The following is a 21,799-nucleotide window of genomic DNA, read 5'->3' as shown; positions in this document are numbered from 1 at the left end:
AGTCATTGATGCAGTTTAAGAATATCTTTCATAAAAAGAAAAAGTATGCGTCAATTCCAACAGAAAAAGCAAAGCAAGATATTCCAGAAGGACTTGTAGAAAAGTGTAGCTCATGCGGAAAGATTTTTTACGAAAAAGAATGGTCTCAACAGTTAAAAGTATGCCCGAATTGTGGGACACATCATAGATTAACGGCATATGAACGGATTCAGTCATTACTAGATGACAATACATTCATCGAATGGGATCAACAGATGGAGACAACAAATCCACTAAACTTCCCCGACTACCAAGAGAAATTAAAAAAAGATCAACAAAAAACGGGTTTAAAGGATGCGGTTGTCACAGGTAAAGGAACCATTAACGGTTTCCAGACAGCGATCGTCGTGATGGATCCTTTCTTCCGAATGGCGAGTATGGGCGCCGTTGTTGGTGAAAAAATCACACGTACGCTTGAAAATGCTCGTGTTGAGCAATTGCCTGTTATTATCTTTACTGCCTCAGGCGGTGCTCGCATGCAAGAAGGAATGATTAGTTTGATGCAGATGGCAAAGACGTCAATGGCCGTTGATCGCTTCAGTCGAAGTGGTGGTTGTTTAATTAATGTATTTACTCATCCAACAACGGGCGGTGTAACCGCAAGTTTTGCTTCGATTGGTGATTATCATTTTGCTGAACCGAAAGCATTGATTGGTTTTGCGGGACGACGCATTATTGAGCAAACAATCCGCGAGAAGTTGCCAGAAGATTTTCAAACAGCGGAGTTTCAACTTGAACATGGTCAAGTGGATAAAGTGATACACCGCCATGAACTAAAGACGGTATTAACAACTGTCCTTGACATGCACCAAGTGAAAGGGCGTGAGAGATAGTGAGACAAGCATTGGCATTCGAAAAACCTATTGTAGAGTTAAAAGATAAAATAAAAGAACTAAAAAAGCTGGCAGAAGAGAATGATTTAACACTAGATGATGAAATTAAAACGATGGAACAAAGACTGGAACGTTTAGAGCAAGATGTTTATGATCATTTATCTATTTGGGATCGCGTTCAGATAGCGAGACATCCAGAAAGACCTACAGCACTTGATTATATCGATCGCTTATTTACTGGCTTTATTGAACTACATGGTGATCGATTGTTCCGAGATGATCCGGCGATTATTACAGGCATAGCTAAATATAAAGATGTGCCTGTAACGATTGTTGCCCAGCAACGCGGGAAGAACACAAAAGAAAATTTATATAGAAATTTTGCCAGTCCGCATCCTGAAGGTTATCGAAAAGCTTTACGTCAAATGAAGTTAGCAGAAAAATTTAATCGTCCAATCATTAGCTTGATTGATACAAAGGGGGCGCATCCAGGTAAAGGCGCAGAAGAACGAGGTCAAGGTGAAGCAATTGCTCGAAATTTAATGGAAATGGCACACTTAACAGTACCGATTATTGCGATTGTCATCGGAGAAGGTGGCAGTGGTGGTGCTTTAGGTATTGGGTTGGCTGATCAAGTGCATATGCTAGAAAATGCGACGTATTCTGTTATTTCGCCAGAAGGTGCGGCTAGTATCTTATGGAAAGATGCAACGAAAGCTGAACAAGCAGCAGAATCTTTAAAGATTACAGCGAAAGACCTAAAAAAGCTTGGAATTATTGATGAAATTATCCCTGAAGTAAGAGGTGGGGCCCATAGAGATGTCACAATGCAAGTTGCATATCTGGATGCTTACTTAGAAAAAACGATGCAGTATTTAGCTAAAATTCCCGCAGAACAGTTACCGGAATTAAGATGGAGTAAATACAAGAAATTAGGAGGAGTTATCGAATAAAAATCGTAAGTGTATGGCAAAAAGTATGAAAAAATCTTAAAACTTAGTTAAAATATTAAATTATCTTGAAAACACCCCTAATTCTCTTGATTTAGGGGTGAGATTTTGTCGGCTTTCATGTATAATCATAGATGAAATTACATTCATCGATAATGTATGTTATAATGAGTGAGTTTTAAAAGAGAAAGAAGCTAATTGAGGTGAAAGCATGAAAAGAATTGGAGTTTTAACTAGTGGGGGCGATGCTCCAGGTATGAACGCAGCGATTCGTGCTGTTGTTCGTAAAGCGATTTATCATGACATGGAGGTTTATGGCATCTATAATGGATACCAAGGCCTTATGGACGGTAAAATCGAGCAGTTGAATGTAGGTTCAGTTGGTGACATCATCCAAAGAGGTGGTACGATACTTTATTCTGCGCGTTGTGAAGAATTTAAAACAGATGAAGGTCAGAATAAAGGGATTGAACAGCTGAAGAAATTAGGAATTGAGGGCCTCATCGTTATCGGCGGGGATGGTTCATTCCAAGGTGCTGCAAAATTAACAGCTAAAGGGTTCCCGTGTATTGGTATTCCTGGAACGATTGATAATGATATCGCAGGGACTGATTACACGATCGGTTTTGATACAGCGCTTAATACGATTATAGAAGCTGTTGATAAAATCAGAGACACAGCGACGTCACATGAGCGTACGTATGTCATCGAAGTTATGGGGCGTGATGCAGGAGACTTAGCATTATGGGCAGGTCTAGCCAACGGTGCCGAATCAGTGCTAATTCCTGAAAAAGACGAACCATTTGAAAACGTCGTTGATCGTCTAAAACGCGGCTCTGAGCGTGGCAAAAAGCATAGTATTATTATTCTTGCTGAAGGTGTAGGTAGTGGTTTTGAGTATGGTAAAAAGATTGAAGAAGCAACCAACTTTGAAACACGCGTAACAGTCCTTGGGCATATTCAGCGTGGAGGACGTCCTACAGGTGCGGATCGTGTACTTGCAAGTCGCCTAGCTGGAAAAGCCGTCGATTTATTACTCGATGGTAAGGGTGGACGTATGGTTGGTATTCAAAACAACCAACTGGTTGATCATGACATTATCGAAGCGTTAAATCAAAAGCACAATGTCGATATGTCTCTATATCAACTTATGACTGAAATATCTATCTAAATATAAATAGATAAATGTGTTGTAAAATTTCAAGGAGGAATTTATCAAATGAGAAGAACTAAAATTGTTTGTACAATTGGACCAGCTTCAGAATCAACTGAAAAGTTAGAACAGTTAATCGAAGCGGGAATGAACGTTGCACGTCTGAATTTTTCACACGGTGATTTTGATGAGCATGGTGCTCGTATTAAAAATATTAGAGAGGCAGCAGCTAAATTAGGTAAAACTGTTGCAATTCTTTTAGATACGAAGGGACCAGAAATCCGTACAGGTACGATGAAAGACGGTCAGGTAGACATCGTCAAAAATCAATTCATTAACATCACAATGGACGAAGATTTCCTAGGGACAACTGACAAATTTGCCGTTACTTATCCAGAATTAATTAACGACGTACATGTTGGTTCAAAAATCTTACTAGATGATGGCCTTATCGAACTTGAAGTTGTTGAAATTCTTGAAGATCAAAAAGAATTAAAAACAAAAGCTTTAAACTCAGGTTTACTTAAAAATAAAAAAGGTGTAAACGTACCAAATGTAAGTGTCAACTTACCAGGTATGACTGAAAAAGACGCGCAAGACATTTTGTTCGGTATTGAACAAGGCGTTGATTTTGTTGCGGCATCATTTATCCGTCGCGCATCTGACGTGTTAATGATTCGTGATCACTTAGATAACAACGGTGGTAAAGATATTCACATTATCCCTAAAATCGAAAACCAAGAAGGTGTCGATAACTTAGACGCGATTCTTCAAGTAGCTGACGGTTTAATGGTTGCACGTGGGGATTTAGGTGTTGAAATTCCACCAGAAGATGTGCCAGTTGTGCAAAAAGATATGATTCAAAAATGTAACATTGCAGGTAAGCCAGTTATTACAGCAACACAGATGTTAGACTCTATGCAACGTAACCCACGCCCAACGCGTGCTGAAGCATCTGACGTTGCCAACGCTATCTTTGATGGCACAGATGCCATTATGCTTTCAGGTGAAACTGCTGCGGGTGATTACCCTGTTGAGGCTGTTCAAACAATGCACCGCATTGCCCTTAAAACAGAATCAGTATTGGATCACAAAGCCATCTTAGACCGTCGTTCTAAAACAAGTGAAATGACAATGACAGATGCGATCAGTCAGTCTGTTAACCATACAGCAATGAATCTTGATGTTGATGCGATTCTTACGCCGACAAACAGTGGTCAAACAGCGCGCATGATTTCTAAGTACCGTCCTAAAGCGCCAATCGTTGCCGTTACTTTTGATGAAAAAGTAAGCCGTCGTTTAGCTCTTTCATGGGGTGTTAATGCCATTACAGGTGAATTTGCTTATACAACTGATGAAGTGTTAGATCTTGCGATTGAACGTGGTCTTGAAACAGAGAAATTCCATCGTGGTGACCGTGTTATTATTACAGCAGGTGTACCTGTTGGTGAACGCGGAACAACAAACATGATGAAAGTACACATCATTGGAGATGTATTAACACATGGCCAAGGTGTAGGTAAAGGTTCAACAATCGGCCGTGCTGTGTTTGCTAAAAACGCACAAGAAGCAAACGAAAAAGCAAAAGTAGGCGACATCTTGGTTACTTTAGGTACAGATAAAGATATGATGCCTGCACTTGAAAAAGTAAGTGCCATTATTACTGTTGAGGGTGGTTTAACTTCACATGCTGCTGTTGTAGGTCTTGATCTTGCAATTCCAGTTATTGTTGGTGTTGACAATGCAATGGAAGTTATTGAAGAAGGAAAAGAAATTACCATTGATGCTAAAAAAGGCGATATTTACGCAGGGCGCGCAAGCATTCTATAATTCGCCAAATAACCTATATCTTTGTTATAATAAGAGGAGACTTCGGTCTCTTCTTTTTTTCACATATAATGAAAATCGAGAAGTTGTGAAGTTATTTTGATTAAGAGAGGTAAGATACTATGTGGAAGTGGCTTGTGTTAACGATTATGATCATGCCCGCACTTGAGCTTGGTGTGATTTTATGGGCAGGTTCAATCATCGGTGGTTGGTCTGTTTTTGGGTTTATTTTATTTACGGGTTTTATCGGTGCCATTCTTGCTAAACAACAGGGAACAGAGACATTGCAACGTGCCAATATGCGGATGCAAGTTGGTCATATGCCTGGTGAGCAAATTTTTGATGGAATATGTATTCTAGTTGGTGGGCTATTACTTCTTACGCCAGGCTTTATTACCGATACGATCGGTTTTAGTCTTCTCTTGCCAATAACAAGAGGCCCGTTAAAGAGAATACTTAAGCATCAAATAGAACAAATGGTACAAAACGGTCAAGTTATGACTTTTCGTCGCTTTTAATATGTTTATCGATTGATAATGTCAATATAAAATATGCATAACATGTGTATTTTTCCAGAGTGAAGATTCAGATATTTCGTTATATTCAAATGAATTCATGCTTGAAGACTGTATTTTTTATACGATTTATGTTAAGATTATTCGGGAAATGCATCTTAATATGTTATCGATTCATATTAATTAAGAGCAAATGGCGAACAGGGAGATTGAGGGAAGTTATGTTTAATCAATCAACATTATTTTTAATCATATTACTATTACTCGGTTATTTTGGTAAAAACCAATCCATTATCATATCTGTTTATATTTTATTAGGTCTTCAATTGTTTAAATTTGATGCGAAATTGTTTCCTTTTATTCAAGAGCGAGGGATGAGTATTGGTGTTACCATCATCACTTTATCTGTACTCATTCCTATTGCCACAGGTGAGATAGGGTTTACCGAGCTACTAGAAAGTATAAGGAACTATTATGGTTGGATTGCTTTAGGATCAGGTTTATTTGTTTCTATTGTGGCAAGAGGAGGACTTGGTTTACTAGCCAACGATCCGCATTTAACGACAGCACTCGTCATGGGAACGATATTAGCCGTAGTATTTTTACAAGGGGTTGCGGTGGGACCATTGATTGGTGCAGGCATTGCTTATATGATAATGAACATCGTTGATTATGTCATGAAATTACTTTAACAGACAGGGGAGGATATGTAATGTCGACATCTAAAGGATTAGAAGGTATCATCGTTGCCGAAACAGATATTACCTCAATTGAAGAAGGTAAATTGAGTTATGTAGGCTATAATATTGATGATTTAGCAGATTTTGCGACTTTTGAAGAGGTCATCTATTTACTATGGCATAAACAGTTGCCAAGTGAAGAGGAATTACATAAATTAAAGACGCAACTTTTTGAAGAGATGACATTAGAGTCATCATTTATTGAACAGCTTCGTTATATGGTTGTCGATGAAGCGCATCCGATGGATGTGCTAAGAACAGCGGTATCGTTACTTAGTTTATATGATTCAATACATGACCCTGAAGATACGGTAGCGAACATAAATCGTGCTATTAGAATACAGGCGAAGTTAGCCATGATTATTACATCGTTTAATCGATTAAGAAACAATCAGCCGCTCGTAAAACCAATGTCAAACCTTAGCTATGCTGAGAACTTTTTGTACATGTTACACGGAAATGAAGTAGAGCCTCTTGAAAGTGAAGCGTTTAATAAGGCGTTAGTGCTTCACGCAGACCACGAGCTTAATGCCTCTACATTCACTGCGCGTGTTTGTGTCGCTACTTTGTCAGACTTATACTCAGGCCTTACAGCGGCCATTAGTGCACTAAAAGGACCACTGCATGGTGGTGCTAATGAACAAGTCATTAAGATGTTGATGGATATTAAAGAGGTAGAGTCTGCCATTCCGTATGTGAAAGAAAAAATGGCCAATAAAGAGAAGATTATGGGGATGGGACATCGTGTCTATAAACAAGGCGATCCTCGGGCAAAACATTTAAAAAACATGTCTAAACAAATTACGCAACTAAAAGGAATGCCAGAGTGGTATGAAATGTCTGAAAAGATTGAAGCTTTTGTAAAAGAAGAAAAAGGATTGCCAGCGAACGTTGACTTTTATTCAGCGTCAATGTATCATGCACTAGGCATTCCACATGATTTATTTACACCTATTTTTGCGATGAGCAGAACATCAGGGTGGGTGGCGCACATGCTTGAGCAATATGCCAATAATCGATTGATTCGTCCGCGTGCAGAATACGTAGGGAAAGAAAATCAAACATATCAACCTGTGAATGAACGTTAAAAAACGTTTACCTATATATAAAATCTCAAGGAGGAAATCTAGATGACTCAAGGTGAAAAAATTACGGTAGAACAAGGGGAAGTTATAACACCAAATCATGCTATTATCCCATTTATTGAAGGGGATGGAACGGGTCCTGATATTTGGAACGCTGCAAGTCGCGTATTACAAGCTGCTGTTCAAAAAGCTTATGATGGGAAAAAATCTATTGTTTGGAAAGAAGTATTAGCAGGTGAAAAAGCCTTTAATGAAACAGGTGAATGGCTTCCAGAAGCAACACTTGATGCCATTCGTGAATATAAAATTGCGATCAAAGGGCCACTTACAACACCAATTGGTGGCGGTATTCGCTCATTAAACGTCGCATTACGTCAAAAATTAGATTTATTTACTTGCTTACGTCCGGTGCGTTATTTTGATGGTGTACCATCACCTGTTAAGCGTCCTGAAGATACTGATATGGTCATTTTCCGTGAAAATACAGAAGACATTTATGCGGGGATCGAATGGGCCGAAGGTTCTGATGAAGTGAAAAAAGTGATTGATTTCTTACAAAATGAAATGGGTGTTACAAATATTCGCTTCCCGGAAACTTCTGGTCTTGGTGTAAAGCCAGTTTCAGAAGAAGGAACAAAGCGTATTGTGCGTGCAGCGATTGATTATGCGATTAAAGAAGGCCGTAAGAGTGTCACCCTCGTCCACAAAGGTAACATTATGAAGTTTACTGAAGGAGCCTTTAAAAACTGGGGATATGAATTAGCCGATACAGAATTTAAAGAGCACGTCTTTACTTGGGCAACGTATGACAAAATTGTTGAAGAAGATGGAAAAGAAGCAGCCGATCGTGCACAAAAAGAAGCAGAGGCTGCTGGGAAAATTATTGTTAAAGATGCGATTGCGGATATCTTCCTTCAACAAATTTTAACGCGTCCCAAAGAGTTTGATGTGGTTGCTACGATGAACTTAAATGGCGACTACATTTCAGACGCACTTGCAGCACAGGTAGGAGGTATTGGTATTGCTCCTGGTGCCAATATTAACTATGAGACAGGTCATGCTATTTTTGAGGCGACTCACGGTACAGCACCTAAATATGCAGGGCTAGATAAAGTTAATCCATCATCTGTTATTCTATCAGGTGTATTAATGTTAGAACACTTAGGATGGAATGAAGCAGCGGACTTAATTACTAAAGCAATGGATCGGACAATTGGTTCAAAGGTGGTAACATATGATTTTGCTCGCCTGATGGACGGTGCAACAGAAGTTAAAACAAGCGAATTCGCTGATGCTTTAATTAGTAATATGGCATAATATTTGTTCGAACGCATAATGACTAGTGTTTTAGTTATTATGCGTTTTTTTGTTAGTAAAAGAAGGATCAAAATCAGGTCAGTTTAAAAAAGAAATATATTAATAGAAAAAATAGATGTCCTTATATAATCACTCATCTTCATTTGAATTCAAAAATTTACATAAACTTTACTTTGTAAAGTAAATTTAACGGATTGTTTTAATAGTCTGACTTTCATTTATTGACTAAACAGGCTATGATAAATGTGAACGAAACGTGAAGGAGGTATGAAGGTTGAGTAAAAAAATATTGATTGTTGATGATGAAGAATCAATTGTTACCTTGTTACAATATCATATAGAAAAAGCGGGTTTTAAAACAGATGTGGCATACTCAGGTACTGAGGCGCTCGCCAAAGCGATGAAGCATGACTATGAGCTTATTGTGCTTGATTTAATGTTACCAGGTATGGAGGGAACGGAAGTTACTAAAGCGTTACGACGTGAAAAAATAGATAGTCCTATTCTAATGCTAACCGCAAAAGATGATGAATTTGATAAAATTCTAGGGTTAGAGCTAGGTGCGGATGATTATTTAACAAAGCCGTTTAGTCCAAAAGAGGTTGTTGCAAGAATTAAAGCTATTTTACGTCGGACTAATAAACCTAAAGAAGAGGAATCCGTCTACTTGTCCCTTGGTAACTTGACTATTTATCCAGAACAGTATGAAGCGATGCTTGAGGGAGAACCATTAACGTTTACGCGAAAAGAATTTGAGTTGTTATTTTATCTCGCTAAACATAAAGGGAAAGTCTTATCACGTGATCAATTACTGACGGCTGTGTGGAATTATGATTTTGCCGGAGATACGCGTATCGTTGACGTTCATATCAGTCATTTACGTGAAAAAATCGAACCCGACACTAAACAACCTATCTATATAAAAACCGTTCGAGGGTTAGGTTATAAAATGGAGGAACCTAAAATATGACACCAAACCGTCGTCTCTTTTTGTCTCAATTGATGGCTGTGAGTGGATTATTTGTTTTGCTTGTTTATGCCATTGTACCTTTAGTCTCTGGGAGTGAGCAGTATATTGTTTTCTTTTTACTGACAGGAGCGTATTTTGCGATCATTTTACTATTTTATCAAGTGTATAAAAATTATGTTCGCCCAGTAAGATATTTAAGTCATACGATTGAATCTCTCGTGAACGGGAATTACAATGTACGCGTATACGAGGACTATCATATTGATACTGGACGCTTACAAGGGGCTATCAACAAGTTAGCTCGCCACCTACAAGACTTAAATCGACAAGAAAAAATGCATGCACGGCAACTTAACAGTGTCATTGAAAATATGGCGAGTGGGGTTATGTTGATTGATCAACAAGGCTATGTACATTTAGTAAATAAGCGCTTCGTGGATTTATTTGGTCTTGAGCGCGAACGATATACAGAAGCTTTATATTACGACGTTTTAGACCAGGAACAAATTCACGAAACGATCCAGGAAGTATTTTTATATGAACAGCCGATTAAGAATGAAATGACACTAACGAAAGATCTAACTACGTACCACTTAGAAGTTATTGGAGCGCCTTATTTTAATCGTTCACATGATTTAAGAGGAGCTGTACTTGTCTTCCATGATGTGACTGAATTTAAGCGCTTAGAGCAAATGCGCAAGGACTTTGTGGCTAATGTATCGCATGAATTAAGAACACCAATCACATCAATCAAAGGTTTCGCAGAAACGATGCTTGAAGATGATTTAGACAAAGATTTAAGAGTGCGCTTTTTATCGATTATCTACAAAGAAAGTCACCGTCTCCAATTATTGATTCAAGACTTACTAGATCTTTCAAAACTTGAAAAATCTGCATTTCAACTGAATTATCAAACTGTAAATATGGATCATTTAATACAAGAGTCTGTGGAAATGGCAAAAGTTCAGGCAAAAGAGAAAGACATTCGCCTAGTAATTGAAGGCGATACAAACCTAACACTATTAGCAGATTATGATCGTTTAAAACAAGTCATACTCAATTTGATCTATAATGCGATTAATTATACACCAAGCGAAGGTATAGTCACGATTAGCATTACTGACGCGTTAGGTTATATTAAGGTTGATGTCTCAGATAATGGAATGGGTATTGATGCTGCATCTATTCCAAGAATTTTTGAACGCTTCTATCGTGTCGATAAAGCGAGAAGTCGAAACACCGGTGGGACCGGTCTAGGTTTATCGATTGCTAAACATATTATTGAAGCGCACCAAGGGCGTATTGATGTTCACAGTGAAGTAGACAAAGGTTCAATATTTACGATTGTATTACCGAAAGAACAGGCATAAAAGGTCTGTTCTTTTTACTGTGGTCATTATATAATGACGCGACAATATAGGTATAATCAGTTTCGTTTTTTAAATTATGAAAACGTGATAAGATAGGAATAGTATATACTGTTAAAGGATGAATAATTTAGAGGAGTGAGAGTATGTCAGATAAAAAATTAGTATTAATTGATGGAAATAGTGTGTTATATAGAGCATTTTTTGCTTTGCCGTTATTATCCAATAACAAAGGAGTACATACCAATGCTGTCTTTGGGTTTACGAAGATGCTGCTTAAAATTTTAGAGCAAGAATCACCTACGCATGTTCTTGTTGCATTTGATGCAGGCAAGACAACATTCCGTCATGAAACGTATAAAGAATATAAAGGTGGTAGACAAAAAACGCCACCTGAGTTATCAGAACAATTTAATATAGCACGTGAATTGCTAGAGGCCTTTCAAATCAAACATTATGAACTTGAAAATTATGAGGCTGACGATATTATTGGTACGCTCTCTAAACAAGCTGAAACAAAAGGTTTTGATGTTGCCATCATTACTGGAGATAAGGATATGCTGCAATTAGCTTCGGCAAATATAGCTGTGCAGCTAACGAAAAAAGGCATCAGTGAAACGGAAAGTTATACACCGGATTACTTAAGTCAACAATTAGATATTCGTCCTGAACAAATCATTGATATGAAAGCACTTATGGGAGATGCTTCAGATAATATTCCTGGTGTGCCAGGTGTTGGTGAAAAGACAGCCATCAAATTGCTTAAGCAATTTGGAACATTATCACAAGTCTATGAATCGCTCGATCAGGTAAGTGGAAAAAAACTAAAAGAAAACCTAATCAACTATAAAAATGATGCATTTATGTCCTATCAACTGGCGACAATTGATCGGTCATCTCCGATTGAAGTTTCATTAGATGAGACTGAGTATAAAGGTTATGATATGACGCAAATGCGCGCACTCTTCGCAACTTTGGAGTTTAAGTCGCTTATGTCAATTATCGATCCTGATCAAGTCGAAGAAACAACAACATTAAAAGATATGACTGTTGAAGTTGTTGAAGATTTTCAGTCAATAGAATTAACGGGAAAAGAAAGTGTTGTTGTTGATTTTCTGACAGAACAGTATCATATAGATACACTTTTAGGTGTAGGGATCAGTAACGAGCATCATCATTATTTCCTCACAAAAGAAACAGTCGAAAAAGATAAGGCGTTTCATGCATATCTTGAAGATCTTCAGATGGAAAAATATACTTTTGACGCAAAAAAAATGTGGGTAGCTTTTAAACGAATGGGTATTGAAGTAAGGGGTGTGACATTTGATTTGTTGCTAGGTTCTTACTTAGTGAATCCGTCAGAAAACAATCATGATATTCCGTCTATCGCTAAACGCTATGAATCAATAGGTGTCAGAGAAGATGAAGATGTATATGGAAAAGGGAAAAAATTAGCTGTACCGGATAATGAGACATTACAAGACCATATCACAAGAAAAGCGCATGTTGTCTATTCATTGAAAGAACCGATTGAGCTCGGGCTAAATGAAAATGCCCAAATGGCGTTATTAGAAACATTAGAATTACCTCTTAGCCAAATTTTAGCTGAGATGGAACAACGTGGCGTAAAAGTTGACCAAGAAAAACTAGAATCAATGCAAATCGAGCTCGCAGGGCGCATTAAAACATTGGAAGAAAATATTTACGACACCGCAGGGGAAACCTTTAATTTAAATTCACCGAAGCAACTAGGTGTGGTGTTATTTGAAAATCTTGAGTTGCCTGTGATAAAAAAAACGAAGACAGGCTATTCAACATCTGCGGATGTGTTAGAACAGCTAAAGAAATACCATCCTATTATTGAAGATATTTTGTTGTATCGTCAGCTTCAAAAACTTCAATCAACCTATTTAGAAGGCTTACTAAAGGTTATTCATCCAGATGGTAAAATCCATACACGATTCAATCAAGCTCTAACACAAACAGGTCGATTGTCGTCGACAGACCCTAACTTACAAAACATTCCGATAAGGCTTGAAGAGGGGCGACGTATTCGACAAGCATTTGTCCCGAGTCAAGATAACTGGGAAATATTCGCTTGTGACTATTCTCAGATTGAACTGCGCGTACTTGCACATATCGCTGGCGATGAAAAACTTATTCAAGCTTTCAAAGAAGGAAGAGATGTTCATACACAGACAGCAATGGATGTTTTTCACGTGTCAGAAGAAGAAGTAGATAGTTTAATGCGTCGCCAGGCGAAGGCAGTTAATTTTGGTATTGTTTATGGCATTAGTGATTATGGCTTATCGCAAAATTTAGGTATCACACGTAAAGAAGCGAAGGCATTTATCGACCGCTATTTTGAGAGTTATCCTGGTGTGAAAAAATATATGGATAATATAGTTAAAGAGGCGAAGCAGCTTGGTTACGTAACGACATTGATGCAACGTCGACGTTATTTGCCAGATATTACGAGCCGTAACTTTAATCAACGTAGTTTTGCAGAGCGTACAGCTATGAACACACCTATTCAAGGAAGTGCCGCTGATATTATCAAGAAAGCAATGATTGACTTAGCTAAGCGCTTGAAAGAAGAAAATCTTCAAGCAAATGTGTTGCTTCAAGTACATGATGAGCTTATTCTAGAAGCACCGAAAGAAGAAATTGCGCAATTGGAAGTGCTGGTACCAGAAGTGATGGAACAAACCGTTGCTTTAACTGTGCCATTAAAAGTAGAATATTCACATGGCCCGACATGGTATGATGCGAAATAAGAATGGAGAATGAATTATGCCAGAGTTACCGGAAGTAGAAACAGTCAGAAGGACGCTAGAACCACTAATTATCAATAAAAAAATAAAAAACGTTACCGTCCGCTACCCTAAAATGATTAAAAAACCAGATGATGCGCTTGTTTTTTCTGCATTTTTAGAAAACCAGACGTTCAGAGAGATTAAACGACGTGGGAAGTTTTTGTTGTTTATATTAGATGATTTGGAATTTGTCTCGCATTTACGTATGGAAGGTAAATTTGGGGTGTACGATGATCAAACACCACTAAATAAACATACGCATGTCATTTTCTCTTTTACTGACGGTACCAGTTTACAATACAACGATGTAAGAAAGTTTGGTACAATGCATCTTTTTAAAAAAGGTGAAGCGTTAGATAGGTTACCAATGAAGCAGATTGGTGTAGATTTATATCTCGATGCAGTTGACATTGAAAGGCTGTATCCTAAAATAAATAAGTCTACGCGTGCCATTAAAAATATCTTACTCGATCAGCAACTGATTGCAGGTCTTGGTAATATTTATGTTGATGAAACACTATTTCGAGCTAAAGTACACCCAATGACGCGCGGACATCTGTTAACATATGATGAAGTTTATCGTCTATTAATAGAAGCGGAGAAAGTCATTCATCAAGCCGTTAAACATGGTGGCACGACCATTCGTAGCTATACAAATGGTCGTGGTGAGATGGGGATGTTTCAACAAACGCTTTATGTCTACGGTCAAACAGGGGTACCTTGTTCTGTTTGTTCTACGGCTATTGAAAAAACCAAAGTATCTGGTCGCGGAACGCATTATTGCCCGGTCTGTCAGATAATGAATGCATAGGGGGGCGATTTTACGTATGTCACTGATTATCGGTTTAACAGGTAGTATCGCGACTGGTAAAAGTACCGTCCTAAGTTATTTCAAGAGTAAAGGCGTTCCTGTCATTGATGCAGATTATATTGCACGAGAAATTGTTGAGCCCAACCAGCCCGCATTAAAACAAATTGAATTGACATTCGGTTCAGATCTTATTAAAGCCGACGGCACGCTTGATCGCGCAAAGCTTGGTGAGTTGATTTTTGATGAACCTACCCAGAGAAAACAGTTAAATGATATTATGCATCCAGCTATTGTTAAACGAATGATAGAACTTCGGGATGAGTTAGTAGCGCGCCATGAACCAATCATTATACTGGATGTGCCGCTATTATTTGAAGGTGATTTAGCCTACTTAGTTGATCGGATTGTTGTGGCATATACTAATGAAACACTTCAGCTTAAACGCTTGATGAAACGAGATCAACTAACAAAAAAAGCAGCGCTAAAAAGAATTCAGTCACAAATTTCAATAGAAGAAAAAAAACGATGGGCTGATGATGTGATTGATAACAACGGGACGTTAGAATCGACAATCAAACAATGTGACGTTCTATTTCATGACTATGAGAGGATAGGATCTCAAGTGAATGCTTGATTTGAATTTATGCTGTATGAGAAAATATGCTGTTAGAGATAGAAAATTATTGTTTTTTTAAAAAACAGTTGCGTTAAGTAACATTTCGATATATAATTTTCCTGCGCGTGCATTTTGATATGATGTACAACAATATGAAAATGTGCAGTTGATTGCTTAAAGGGTTAGGACCTCTTTGGACTAACTTTCCCCCGTGGCAATTATGCTTACATTTTACAAAAAAGAATTTAGGGGGAGTGTTTATAATGGACACAATGGGAAGACACGTAATTGCAGAAATGTGGGATTGTAATATTGATATTTTAAATGACATGGGTAAGATTGAACAAATTTTTGTTGATGCCGCACTAAAGTCAGGTGCTGAAATTCGCGAAGTAGCTTTTCATAAATTTGCACCACAAGGTGTAAGTGGTGTGGTAATTATTTCTGAATCACATTTAACAATCCATAGTTTTCCAGAACATGGTTACGCAAGTATTGACGTGTATACATGTGGAGATATTATTGATCCAAATGTTGCCTGTGATTATATTGCGGAAAGTTTAGAATCCAAACGTCTTGAGCGCGTGGAAGTACCAAGAGGTCTTGGTCCAATTCAAGTTCCAAAATCAGAAGCACTTTAAATAGATAACTCCTCTCAGTGAATACGATCTGAGAGGAGTTTTTACGTGAATGAAATAAATATGGTATTTTTGATTGTTTTTGTGTAAAGAACATGGAAATATAGAACTTGGTATCGTTTTCTCCTCATAAACATGTTAAAATATATGGTGCGTACATGTATAATAGTAAATGATGAGGTGTAAACATGGGATTTAAAGAATCATTCAATAAGTATTTTAATAATCATTCAGAAACAAGTGAAAAGCATTGGGATCCAAAATTAAAGAGTAAATACTTCAAAACGACAAAAGATCGTGGATTTGATGCGGTGATGGCGTACTTTAAAAAGAACCCCAATTGTGAAGTTAAAGCTTCGTCACAAGAGCGTGGGGAAATTACAGTTAATTATAAAGGGAAACGTCGTGCCTTTGTGGTGGCAACCATTATTATGGTGAAACCATTCAGGACATCGGTCGATTTTTCAGTTACGACTGAAGGCGGTCTATTTGATTTAGGTTTTAGCCACAACTTAATTTCAACATTATACGATGACTTAAAGCAGGAAATGGAACTTGTTGATTAATTAGCAAAACATAACAAATATTTATAAGGAGGGGTTTAACGATGCGATGTCCTAACTGCCAAGATAAGCATACTCGGGTATTAGATTCCCGACCCATTGAAGATAATCAAGCTATCAGACGTCGACGCGAATGTGAAGCTTGTTCGCATCGTTTTACAACCTTTGAGCGCATTGAAGAAATGCCGCTTATTGTTGTGAAAAAAGAGGGTGTACGAGAGACGTTTAGTCGCGAAAAACTTGTGCGAGGCTTAATGAAAGCTTGTGAGAAACGACCGGTAGCACTTGAACAACTAGAAACATTGGCTTTAGATGTTGAAAGAACCCTGCGTGGACGAGGACAGTCAGAAGTAGAGAGTAATGATATCGGTGAACTTGTCATGGAAGGTTTAAGTCAAATTGACGAAGTGGCCTATGTAAGATTTGCTTCTGTGTATCGACAATTTAAGGATATTAATGTCTTTTTAGATGAATTAAAAGAGCTTATTCAAGATGATAAAGAATCATAAGGTAGTCAAGGTTTTAAACTTACTTATTTTCACACTATATGTTCCAACACTAGTAATGAGCCGCTCGGCTCATTTTTCATTAGGATAGAACGCAAGCACTAAAGAAAGATTAATATGAGAAAGGACGAATTTGATGCATCAATCCATTGGAAAGGTATTACCTGCGGATGGCTATCGCACAACGAAAATGTTTGATTTATCAGATGAACAATATCAAGCGTTGTATCAGTTATATCAACCGGTTATCGGAATCGAAGCACTCAGTTTATATATGACATTGTATCATCAGATTGCGTTTCATGATCGTCACTCGCATCATTATTTAATGCAATTATTAAATCAATCACTGACATCAATTTATGATGCACGACAGAAAATTGAAGCGATTGGTTTATTAGAGACATTTCGTTATGAAGATGATAACCAAACATTATATGATTTTTATTTAAAAGCACCGATGACACCGGTTGGCTTTATGTCCGATGATATCCTTGGTCAAATGTTGTATCATCAAATTGGTAAACAAAAATTTCATTCGTTAAAAACAAAGATTTTAGAACGGACGGCATTTGAAACCTCAGGTGAAAATGTGACAAAAACGTTTTCGGATGTGTTTTTACATCAACCTGTTGATATAGGGAATCAACAGGAGACAGAGGATAAAGAGCTAAAAATATCAGCCCAATCTAAAATGAACTGGATTGAAGATACGGTTATTGATTTTGACTGGCTCAGTCAAAATTTACAGGCGCGCATGTTAGATGTTGACGTTATTTTAACAAGAGAACACCAACAATTTATTAATCAGATGGCTGTTTTATATGGGTTATCAAATAGTGAAGTAGACAAACTTCTTTTGTGGTCGATTGATTCAGAACACAGGTTAGATAAAGAGGCATTTAAAGAAGCGTGTCTTGATGCAATGGATGTCCAGCCGTCTAAGCAACAAGTGATTGTACAACGGGAACGTATAAAGACACAAGGATCAACAAATCAAACATCAACGAAGCCGTTATCGAAAAAAGCCCAGTTTATTGATCGCATGGAAACAATTAGTCCGAAAGAATTTCTTGAGGATTTATCAGGCGGTGCTAAAGCTTCCGCACAAGACATAAAAATGATCGCTGATATTATGGAAAAGCAACAATTAAAGCCAGGGGTTATGAATGTGCTGATTCATTATGTTATGCTAAAATCAGATATGAAGCTATCGCGTGCATATTTAGAAAAAATCGCGAGTCACTGGTCGAGAAAGAAAGTCACTACGGTGAAAGATGCAATGGCATTAGCTAAAGAAGAGCATACGAAATATCAATCAAATGATTTTAAAAAGAATTATCCGAAAAGAAAAACTGGACGTGAAGCTGTGGTACCTGATTGGTTTAAAAAGCAAAAATCAAATCAAATAAATCAGCAACTATCAAATGAAGCGACAAAGGAAAGTAATGAGGAAATTGATGCGCTTTTAAAATCTTTTCAAGCAAAGAAAAATAAATAATTATTAATGTGGGTAATAAACGCGATTTAATGATCATGTGAGCAAAAAAACAAGGTGGTGAAATGATGGAACCGATCAATGTGCCGTTAAAAAAATGGATGAAAAAAAATCAATCCTTTCAAGAAACATATCAGAAAATGAAGCGGGAAATTCTACAAGATGCTGAAATAAAGAGAATTATTGATGCGAATGATGAGATAGATAGTAAAGCTATTGACCGACAACTCATGACATTGTATGAGTATTACTCTCAAAATAGAGACTGCATCAATTGTCCGGATAATGGTTGCATAAATAATGTTCTACCAGGTTATAAGCCTATTTTAAATGTTAAGGGAGATACGTTTCACTTAACATATGAAAAGTGCGACTATACTAAAATAGAAGAAAAACAAAAACAGCGTCAAGCTAAAATTAAGAGTTTATACATGCCAAAAGATATTTTAGAGGCGCGTATCGAAACAATTGATAGTGAAAATGCTGATCGTCACCAAGCGATTAAAGCACTGTTAAAATATGTTCATCAATTAGATAATGGTTTGCCGGAAAAAGGGTTCTATTTCCACGGCCCATTTGGTGTAGGTAAAACATACTTCTTAGGTGCACTCGCAAATGAATTTGCTGATCGTGAAATTGAAACGATGCTCATTTACATGCCAGAGTTTGTGAGAGAAATTAAATCATCTTTTAAAGATGATTCTACTTCTGATAAAATTGAAGCTTTTAAACAAGTGCCAGTGCTAATGATAGATGATATCGGCGCAGAATCTCTTTCGAGTTGGTTTAGAGACGAAGTGCTTGGGTCTATTCTGCAATACCGAATGATGGAACGCTTACCTGTTTTCTTTAGTTCGAATTATGATTTAACTCAATTAGAGTCGCATTTATCACAAACATCGCGAGGAGATATTGAAGTACTCAAAGCAGGTCGAATTATCGAACGTATAAAACAAGTGAGTAACCCTATTCTTATTCATGCGAATAATCGACGAGAAAGCTAGAGTGATTTTTGCTAATGGTCTTGATTTTTTTAAAAATCAAGACTATAATACAAGTCATAATTCAAAAAAACAAAAGTATTGATGAGGACACGATGAGTGACTCTGTGCAACTAGAGAGGAAAACCTAGAGCTGAAAGTTTTCTTTGCACATTCATTTAATTACCACCTCTGAACTCCACTTCTGAACGTCATGTTATCAGTAGGAAATGGCGGTAACTCTCCGTTATAGAGTTTAATGAGCCAAACAGAACTGTTTGGGAATTAGGGTGGAACCACGAGCTAACGCTTGTCCCTTTGCTGTAATCGCAGAGGGATAGGCGTTTTTATATTATCCTTTGTGATGACAAACTAACTATTTTAAGGAGTGAAAAACATGGTAGAACAAATTAAATTAATATTCCCAGATGGGAACGAAAAACACTTTAACCAAGGAACAACAGGTGAAGATGTTGCACAATCCATCTCACCAGGCCTTAGAAAACAAGCGGTTGCGATTAAATTAGATGGTGAATTAATCGATTTACGTCGACCGTTACCACATGATGGAGAAATTGCCATTGTTACCTCACGTGATGAAGCGGGCCTTGAGATTTTACGTCACTCGACAGCACATTTAATGGCTCAAGCAGTCAAGCGCCTTTTCGGTGATGACGTTAAGTTGGGGGTTGGTCCGACAATTGAAGAAGGCTTTTATTACGACATTGATATGGACCACCAACTTACACCAGAAGATTTACCTAAAATTGAAAAAGAGATGCAACGTATCGTTGATGAGAACATTGAAATTAAACGTGTCGAAGTTTCGCGTCAGGAAGCATCTGATCGATTCAAGGCTATTGGAGATGATTTGAAGCTTGAATTATTAGAGGCGATTCCAGCTGATGAGACAGTCACTATTTATGAACAAGGGGAATTTTTTGACCTTTGTCGTGGTGTTCACGTACCACAGACAAGTAAATTAAAAGTATTCAAGTTGTTAAGTATTTCAGGTGCTTACTGGCGCGGAGACAGCAATAATAAGATGTTACAACGTATTTATGGAACGGCGTTCTTTAAAAAAGAAGAACTGACACATCATTTACACGTGCTTGAGGAACGTAAAGAGCGTGATCACCGTAAACTAGGAAAGGAACTTGATCTTTTTACTGTTTCACAAAAAGTTGGTCAAGGCTTACCGCTTTGGTTGCCTAAAGGGGCAACAATCCGTCGAATGGTTGAACGATACATTGTTGATTTAGAAGAACGTCTCGGTTATGACCATGTATATACACCTGTACTTGGCAGTGTTGAACTATACAAGACAAGTGGACACTGGGATCATTATAAAGACGACATGTTCCCAACACTGGAAATGGATAATGAAGATTTAGTTCTTCGCCCAATGAACTGTCCTCACCATATGATGGTATATAAAAACCAACTATATAGCTATCGTCATTTACCTGTACGTATTGCTGAACTTGGTATGATGCACCGTCATGAAATGTCTGGTGCTCTCGCTGGGTTACAGCGTGTTCGTGCTATGACGTTGAATGATGCGCATATTTTTGCGCGACCAGATCAGCTAAAAGATGAATTTATTCGCGTCGTTGAGTTGATTCAACATGTGTACCGTGATTTTGGATTTGAAGATTACTCATTCCGCCTATCTTATCGTGATAAAGACAATACAGAAAAGTACGTAGATAACGATGAAATGTGGGAGAAAGCACAAGCACTCCTAAAGGAAACAATGGAAGAAATGAACCTGGATTATGTTGAGGCAGAAGGTGAAGCCGCTTTTTATGGTCCTAAGCTAGACGTTCAAGTGAAGACAGCGCTTGGAAAAGAAGAAACATTATCAACGGTACAATTAGACTTTCACTTACCAGAACAATTTGATTTAACGTATGTTGGTGAAGATGGTAAGGATCACCGTCCAGTTGTTATTCACCGTGGGGTTGTATCTACAATGGAACGTTTTGTTGCCTTCTTAATCGAAGAATATAAAGGTGCGTTCCCAACGTGGTTAGCGCCAGTTCAAGCGCGTATTATCCCGGTATCTAATGATGTTCATCAAGACTATGCGAAGAAATTAGAAGATCGTCTGAGAATGGAAGGCTTCCGTGTTGAACTTGATGTACGTGAAGAAAAATTAGGTTACAAGATTCGTGAAGCGCAAACAGAGAAGATACCTTTTGCCCTTGTTGTTGGGGATAAAGAGGTAGAAGACATAGCAGTTAATGTTCGCCGTTATGGTGAACAAGACCAAAAAACACTTGCGCAAGATGATTTTATCGCTTTAATGAAGCAAGATATAGAGAAAAAATCAAGAAAAGACGTATAAAAAGCTGGAGGGCCAATGGTTGAGTGGTTGGCTTACTTTTGAGTTATATAAAACAAAGAGCAACGATTTCTTGTTTGAAATCGTTGCTCTTTGATAAGACTTTATAGTTCCATTTTTAAAACATGCTGTTTATTAAAGTAGCGCGCATCAAGCCACCTTGTTCATAAAAAAGTTGTTAAATAACGTTGACAATCAACTACAGGGATGCTATGATAATAAAAGTGA

At 37.7% G+C, this 21,799-nt stretch carries 19 protein-coding genes and 1 other annotated feature; all 19 genes read left to right on the top strand.

Annotation, left to right across the window (positions count from 1 at the left end):
• The first annotated feature begins 8 nt into the window (after nt 1-8).
• The 19 genes from accD to thrS all read left to right on the top strand — a co-directional run bounded on the left by accD (nt 9) and on the right by thrS (nt 21,574).
• Nucleotides 9-872 carry an acetyl-CoA carboxylase, carboxyltransferase subunit beta gene (gene accD / locus BM163_RS09760; protein WP_089802637.1) on the top strand — a complete coding sequence of 288 codons (864 nt, stop codon included), beginning with the start codon at nt 9-11 and terminating at the stop codon, nt 870-872.
• Entirely contained in the window at nt 872-1,825 is a 954-nt protein-coding gene (locus BM163_RS09755) for an acetyl-CoA carboxylase carboxyltransferase subunit alpha (protein ID WP_089802635.1), read from the top strand. Before accD ends, BM163_RS09755 begins: the two co-directional genes overlap by 1 nt.
• A gap of 208 nt (nt 1,826-2,033) precedes the next feature.
• Nucleotides 2,034-2,993, top strand: a complete 960-nt coding sequence (gene pfkA / locus BM163_RS09750) for a 6-phosphofructokinase (RefSeq protein ID WP_089802633.1) — start codon at nt 2,034-2,036, stop codon at nt 2,991-2,993.
• Between the two features lie 48 nt (nt 2,994-3,041).
• Nucleotides 3,042-4,805, top strand: a complete 1,764-nt coding sequence (gene pyk / locus BM163_RS09745) for a pyruvate kinase (RefSeq protein WP_089802631.1) — start codon at nt 3,042-3,044, stop codon at nt 4,803-4,805.
• Nucleotides 4,806-4,924: 119 nt separating this feature from the next.
• Nucleotides 4,925-5,320 carry an FxsA family protein gene (locus BM163_RS09740; protein WP_089802629.1) on the top strand — a complete coding sequence of 132 codons (396 nt, stop codon included), beginning with the start codon at nt 4,925-4,927 and terminating at the stop codon, nt 5,318-5,320.
• A gap of 218 nt (nt 5,321-5,538) precedes the next feature.
• Nucleotides 5,539-6,009 (top strand): DUF441 domain-containing protein, encoded by a 471-nt coding sequence (locus tag BM163_RS09735; RefSeq protein WP_089802627.1) that lies wholly within the window; start codon nt 5,539-5,541, stop codon nt 6,007-6,009.
• A 20-nt stretch (nt 6,010-6,029) separates the two neighbouring features.
• A complete protein-coding gene (locus tag BM163_RS09730) occupies nt 6,030-7,145 on the top strand; it encodes a citrate/2-methylcitrate synthase (protein ID WP_089802625.1) in 1,116 nt (371 codons plus the stop codon).
• Between the two features lie 42 nt (nt 7,146-7,187).
• Entirely contained in the window at nt 7,188-8,459 is a 1,272-nt protein-coding gene (gene icd, locus BM163_RS09725) for an NADP-dependent isocitrate dehydrogenase (protein WP_089802623.1), read from the top strand.
• Between the two features lie 274 nt (nt 8,460-8,733).
• Nucleotides 8,734-9,429 (top strand): response regulator transcription factor, encoded by a 696-nt coding sequence (locus BM163_RS09720; RefSeq protein ID WP_089802621.1) that lies wholly within the window; start codon nt 8,734-8,736, stop codon nt 9,427-9,429.
• Entirely contained in the window at nt 9,426-10,799 is a 1,374-nt protein-coding gene (gene pnpS / locus BM163_RS09715) for a two-component system histidine kinase PnpS (RefSeq protein WP_089802619.1), read from the top strand. Before BM163_RS09720 ends, pnpS begins: the two co-directional genes overlap by 4 nt.
• A gap of 143 nt (nt 10,800-10,942) precedes the next feature.
• Nucleotides 10,943-13,573, top strand: a complete 2,631-nt coding sequence (gene polA, locus BM163_RS09710) for a DNA polymerase I (protein WP_089802617.1) — start codon at nt 10,943-10,945, stop codon at nt 13,571-13,573.
• Nucleotides 13,574-13,589: 16 nt separating this feature from the next.
• Nucleotides 13,590-14,423, top strand: a complete 834-nt coding sequence (gene mutM, locus BM163_RS09705) for a DNA-formamidopyrimidine glycosylase (protein ID WP_089802615.1) — start codon at nt 13,590-13,592, stop codon at nt 14,421-14,423.
• A 16-nt stretch (nt 14,424-14,439) separates the two neighbouring features.
• Nucleotides 14,440-15,057, top strand: a complete 618-nt coding sequence (coaE, locus tag BM163_RS09700) for a dephospho-CoA kinase (protein ID WP_089802613.1) — start codon at nt 14,440-14,442, stop codon at nt 15,055-15,057.
• Between the two features lie 245 nt (nt 15,058-15,302).
• On the top strand, nt 15,303-15,680 hold the full coding sequence (gene speD / locus BM163_RS09695) for an adenosylmethionine decarboxylase (protein ID WP_143088216.1): 378 nt from the start codon (nt 15,303-15,305) through the stop codon (nt 15,678-15,680).
• 185 nt (nt 15,681-15,865) lie between these two features.
• Complete coding sequence (locus BM163_RS09690) at nt 15,866-16,243, top strand: cytosolic protein (protein WP_089802608.1); 378 nt, start codon at nt 15,866-15,868, stop codon at nt 16,241-16,243.
• 41 nt (nt 16,244-16,284) lie between these two features.
• Nucleotides 16,285-16,749, top strand: a complete 465-nt coding sequence (gene nrdR / locus BM163_RS09685) for a transcriptional regulator NrdR (RefSeq protein ID WP_089802606.1) — start codon at nt 16,285-16,287, stop codon at nt 16,747-16,749.
• Nucleotides 16,750-16,882: 133 nt separating this feature from the next.
• A complete protein-coding gene (locus BM163_RS09680) occupies nt 16,883-18,247 on the top strand; it encodes a replication initiation and membrane attachment family protein (RefSeq protein ID WP_089802604.1) in 1,365 nt (454 codons plus the stop codon).
• A 65-nt stretch (nt 18,248-18,312) separates the two neighbouring features.
• Nucleotides 18,313-19,248 (top strand): primosomal protein DnaI, encoded by a 936-nt coding sequence (gene dnaI, locus BM163_RS09675; protein WP_089802602.1) that lies wholly within the window; start codon nt 18,313-18,315, stop codon nt 19,246-19,248.
• 69 nt (nt 19,249-19,317) lie between these two features.
• Nucleotides 19,318-19,545: a binding site (T-box leader), on the top strand.
• A 76-nt stretch (nt 19,546-19,621) separates the two neighbouring features.
• Nucleotides 19,622-21,574, top strand: a complete 1,953-nt coding sequence (gene thrS / locus BM163_RS09670; protein WP_089802600.1) for a threonine--tRNA ligase — start codon at nt 19,622-19,624, stop codon at nt 21,572-21,574.
• Nucleotides 21,575-21,799: the final 225 nt, after the last annotated feature.

The sequence above is a fragment of the Halolactibacillus alkaliphilus genome, from assembly GCF_900115465.1.
In the GTDB taxonomy this organism is placed as follows: Bacteria; Bacillota; Bacilli; order Bacillales; family Amphibacillaceae; genus Halolactibacillus; species Halolactibacillus alkaliphilus.
Note: the sequence above shows the minus strand (reverse complement) of the source record. Positions and strands in the feature narration are given on the sequence as shown.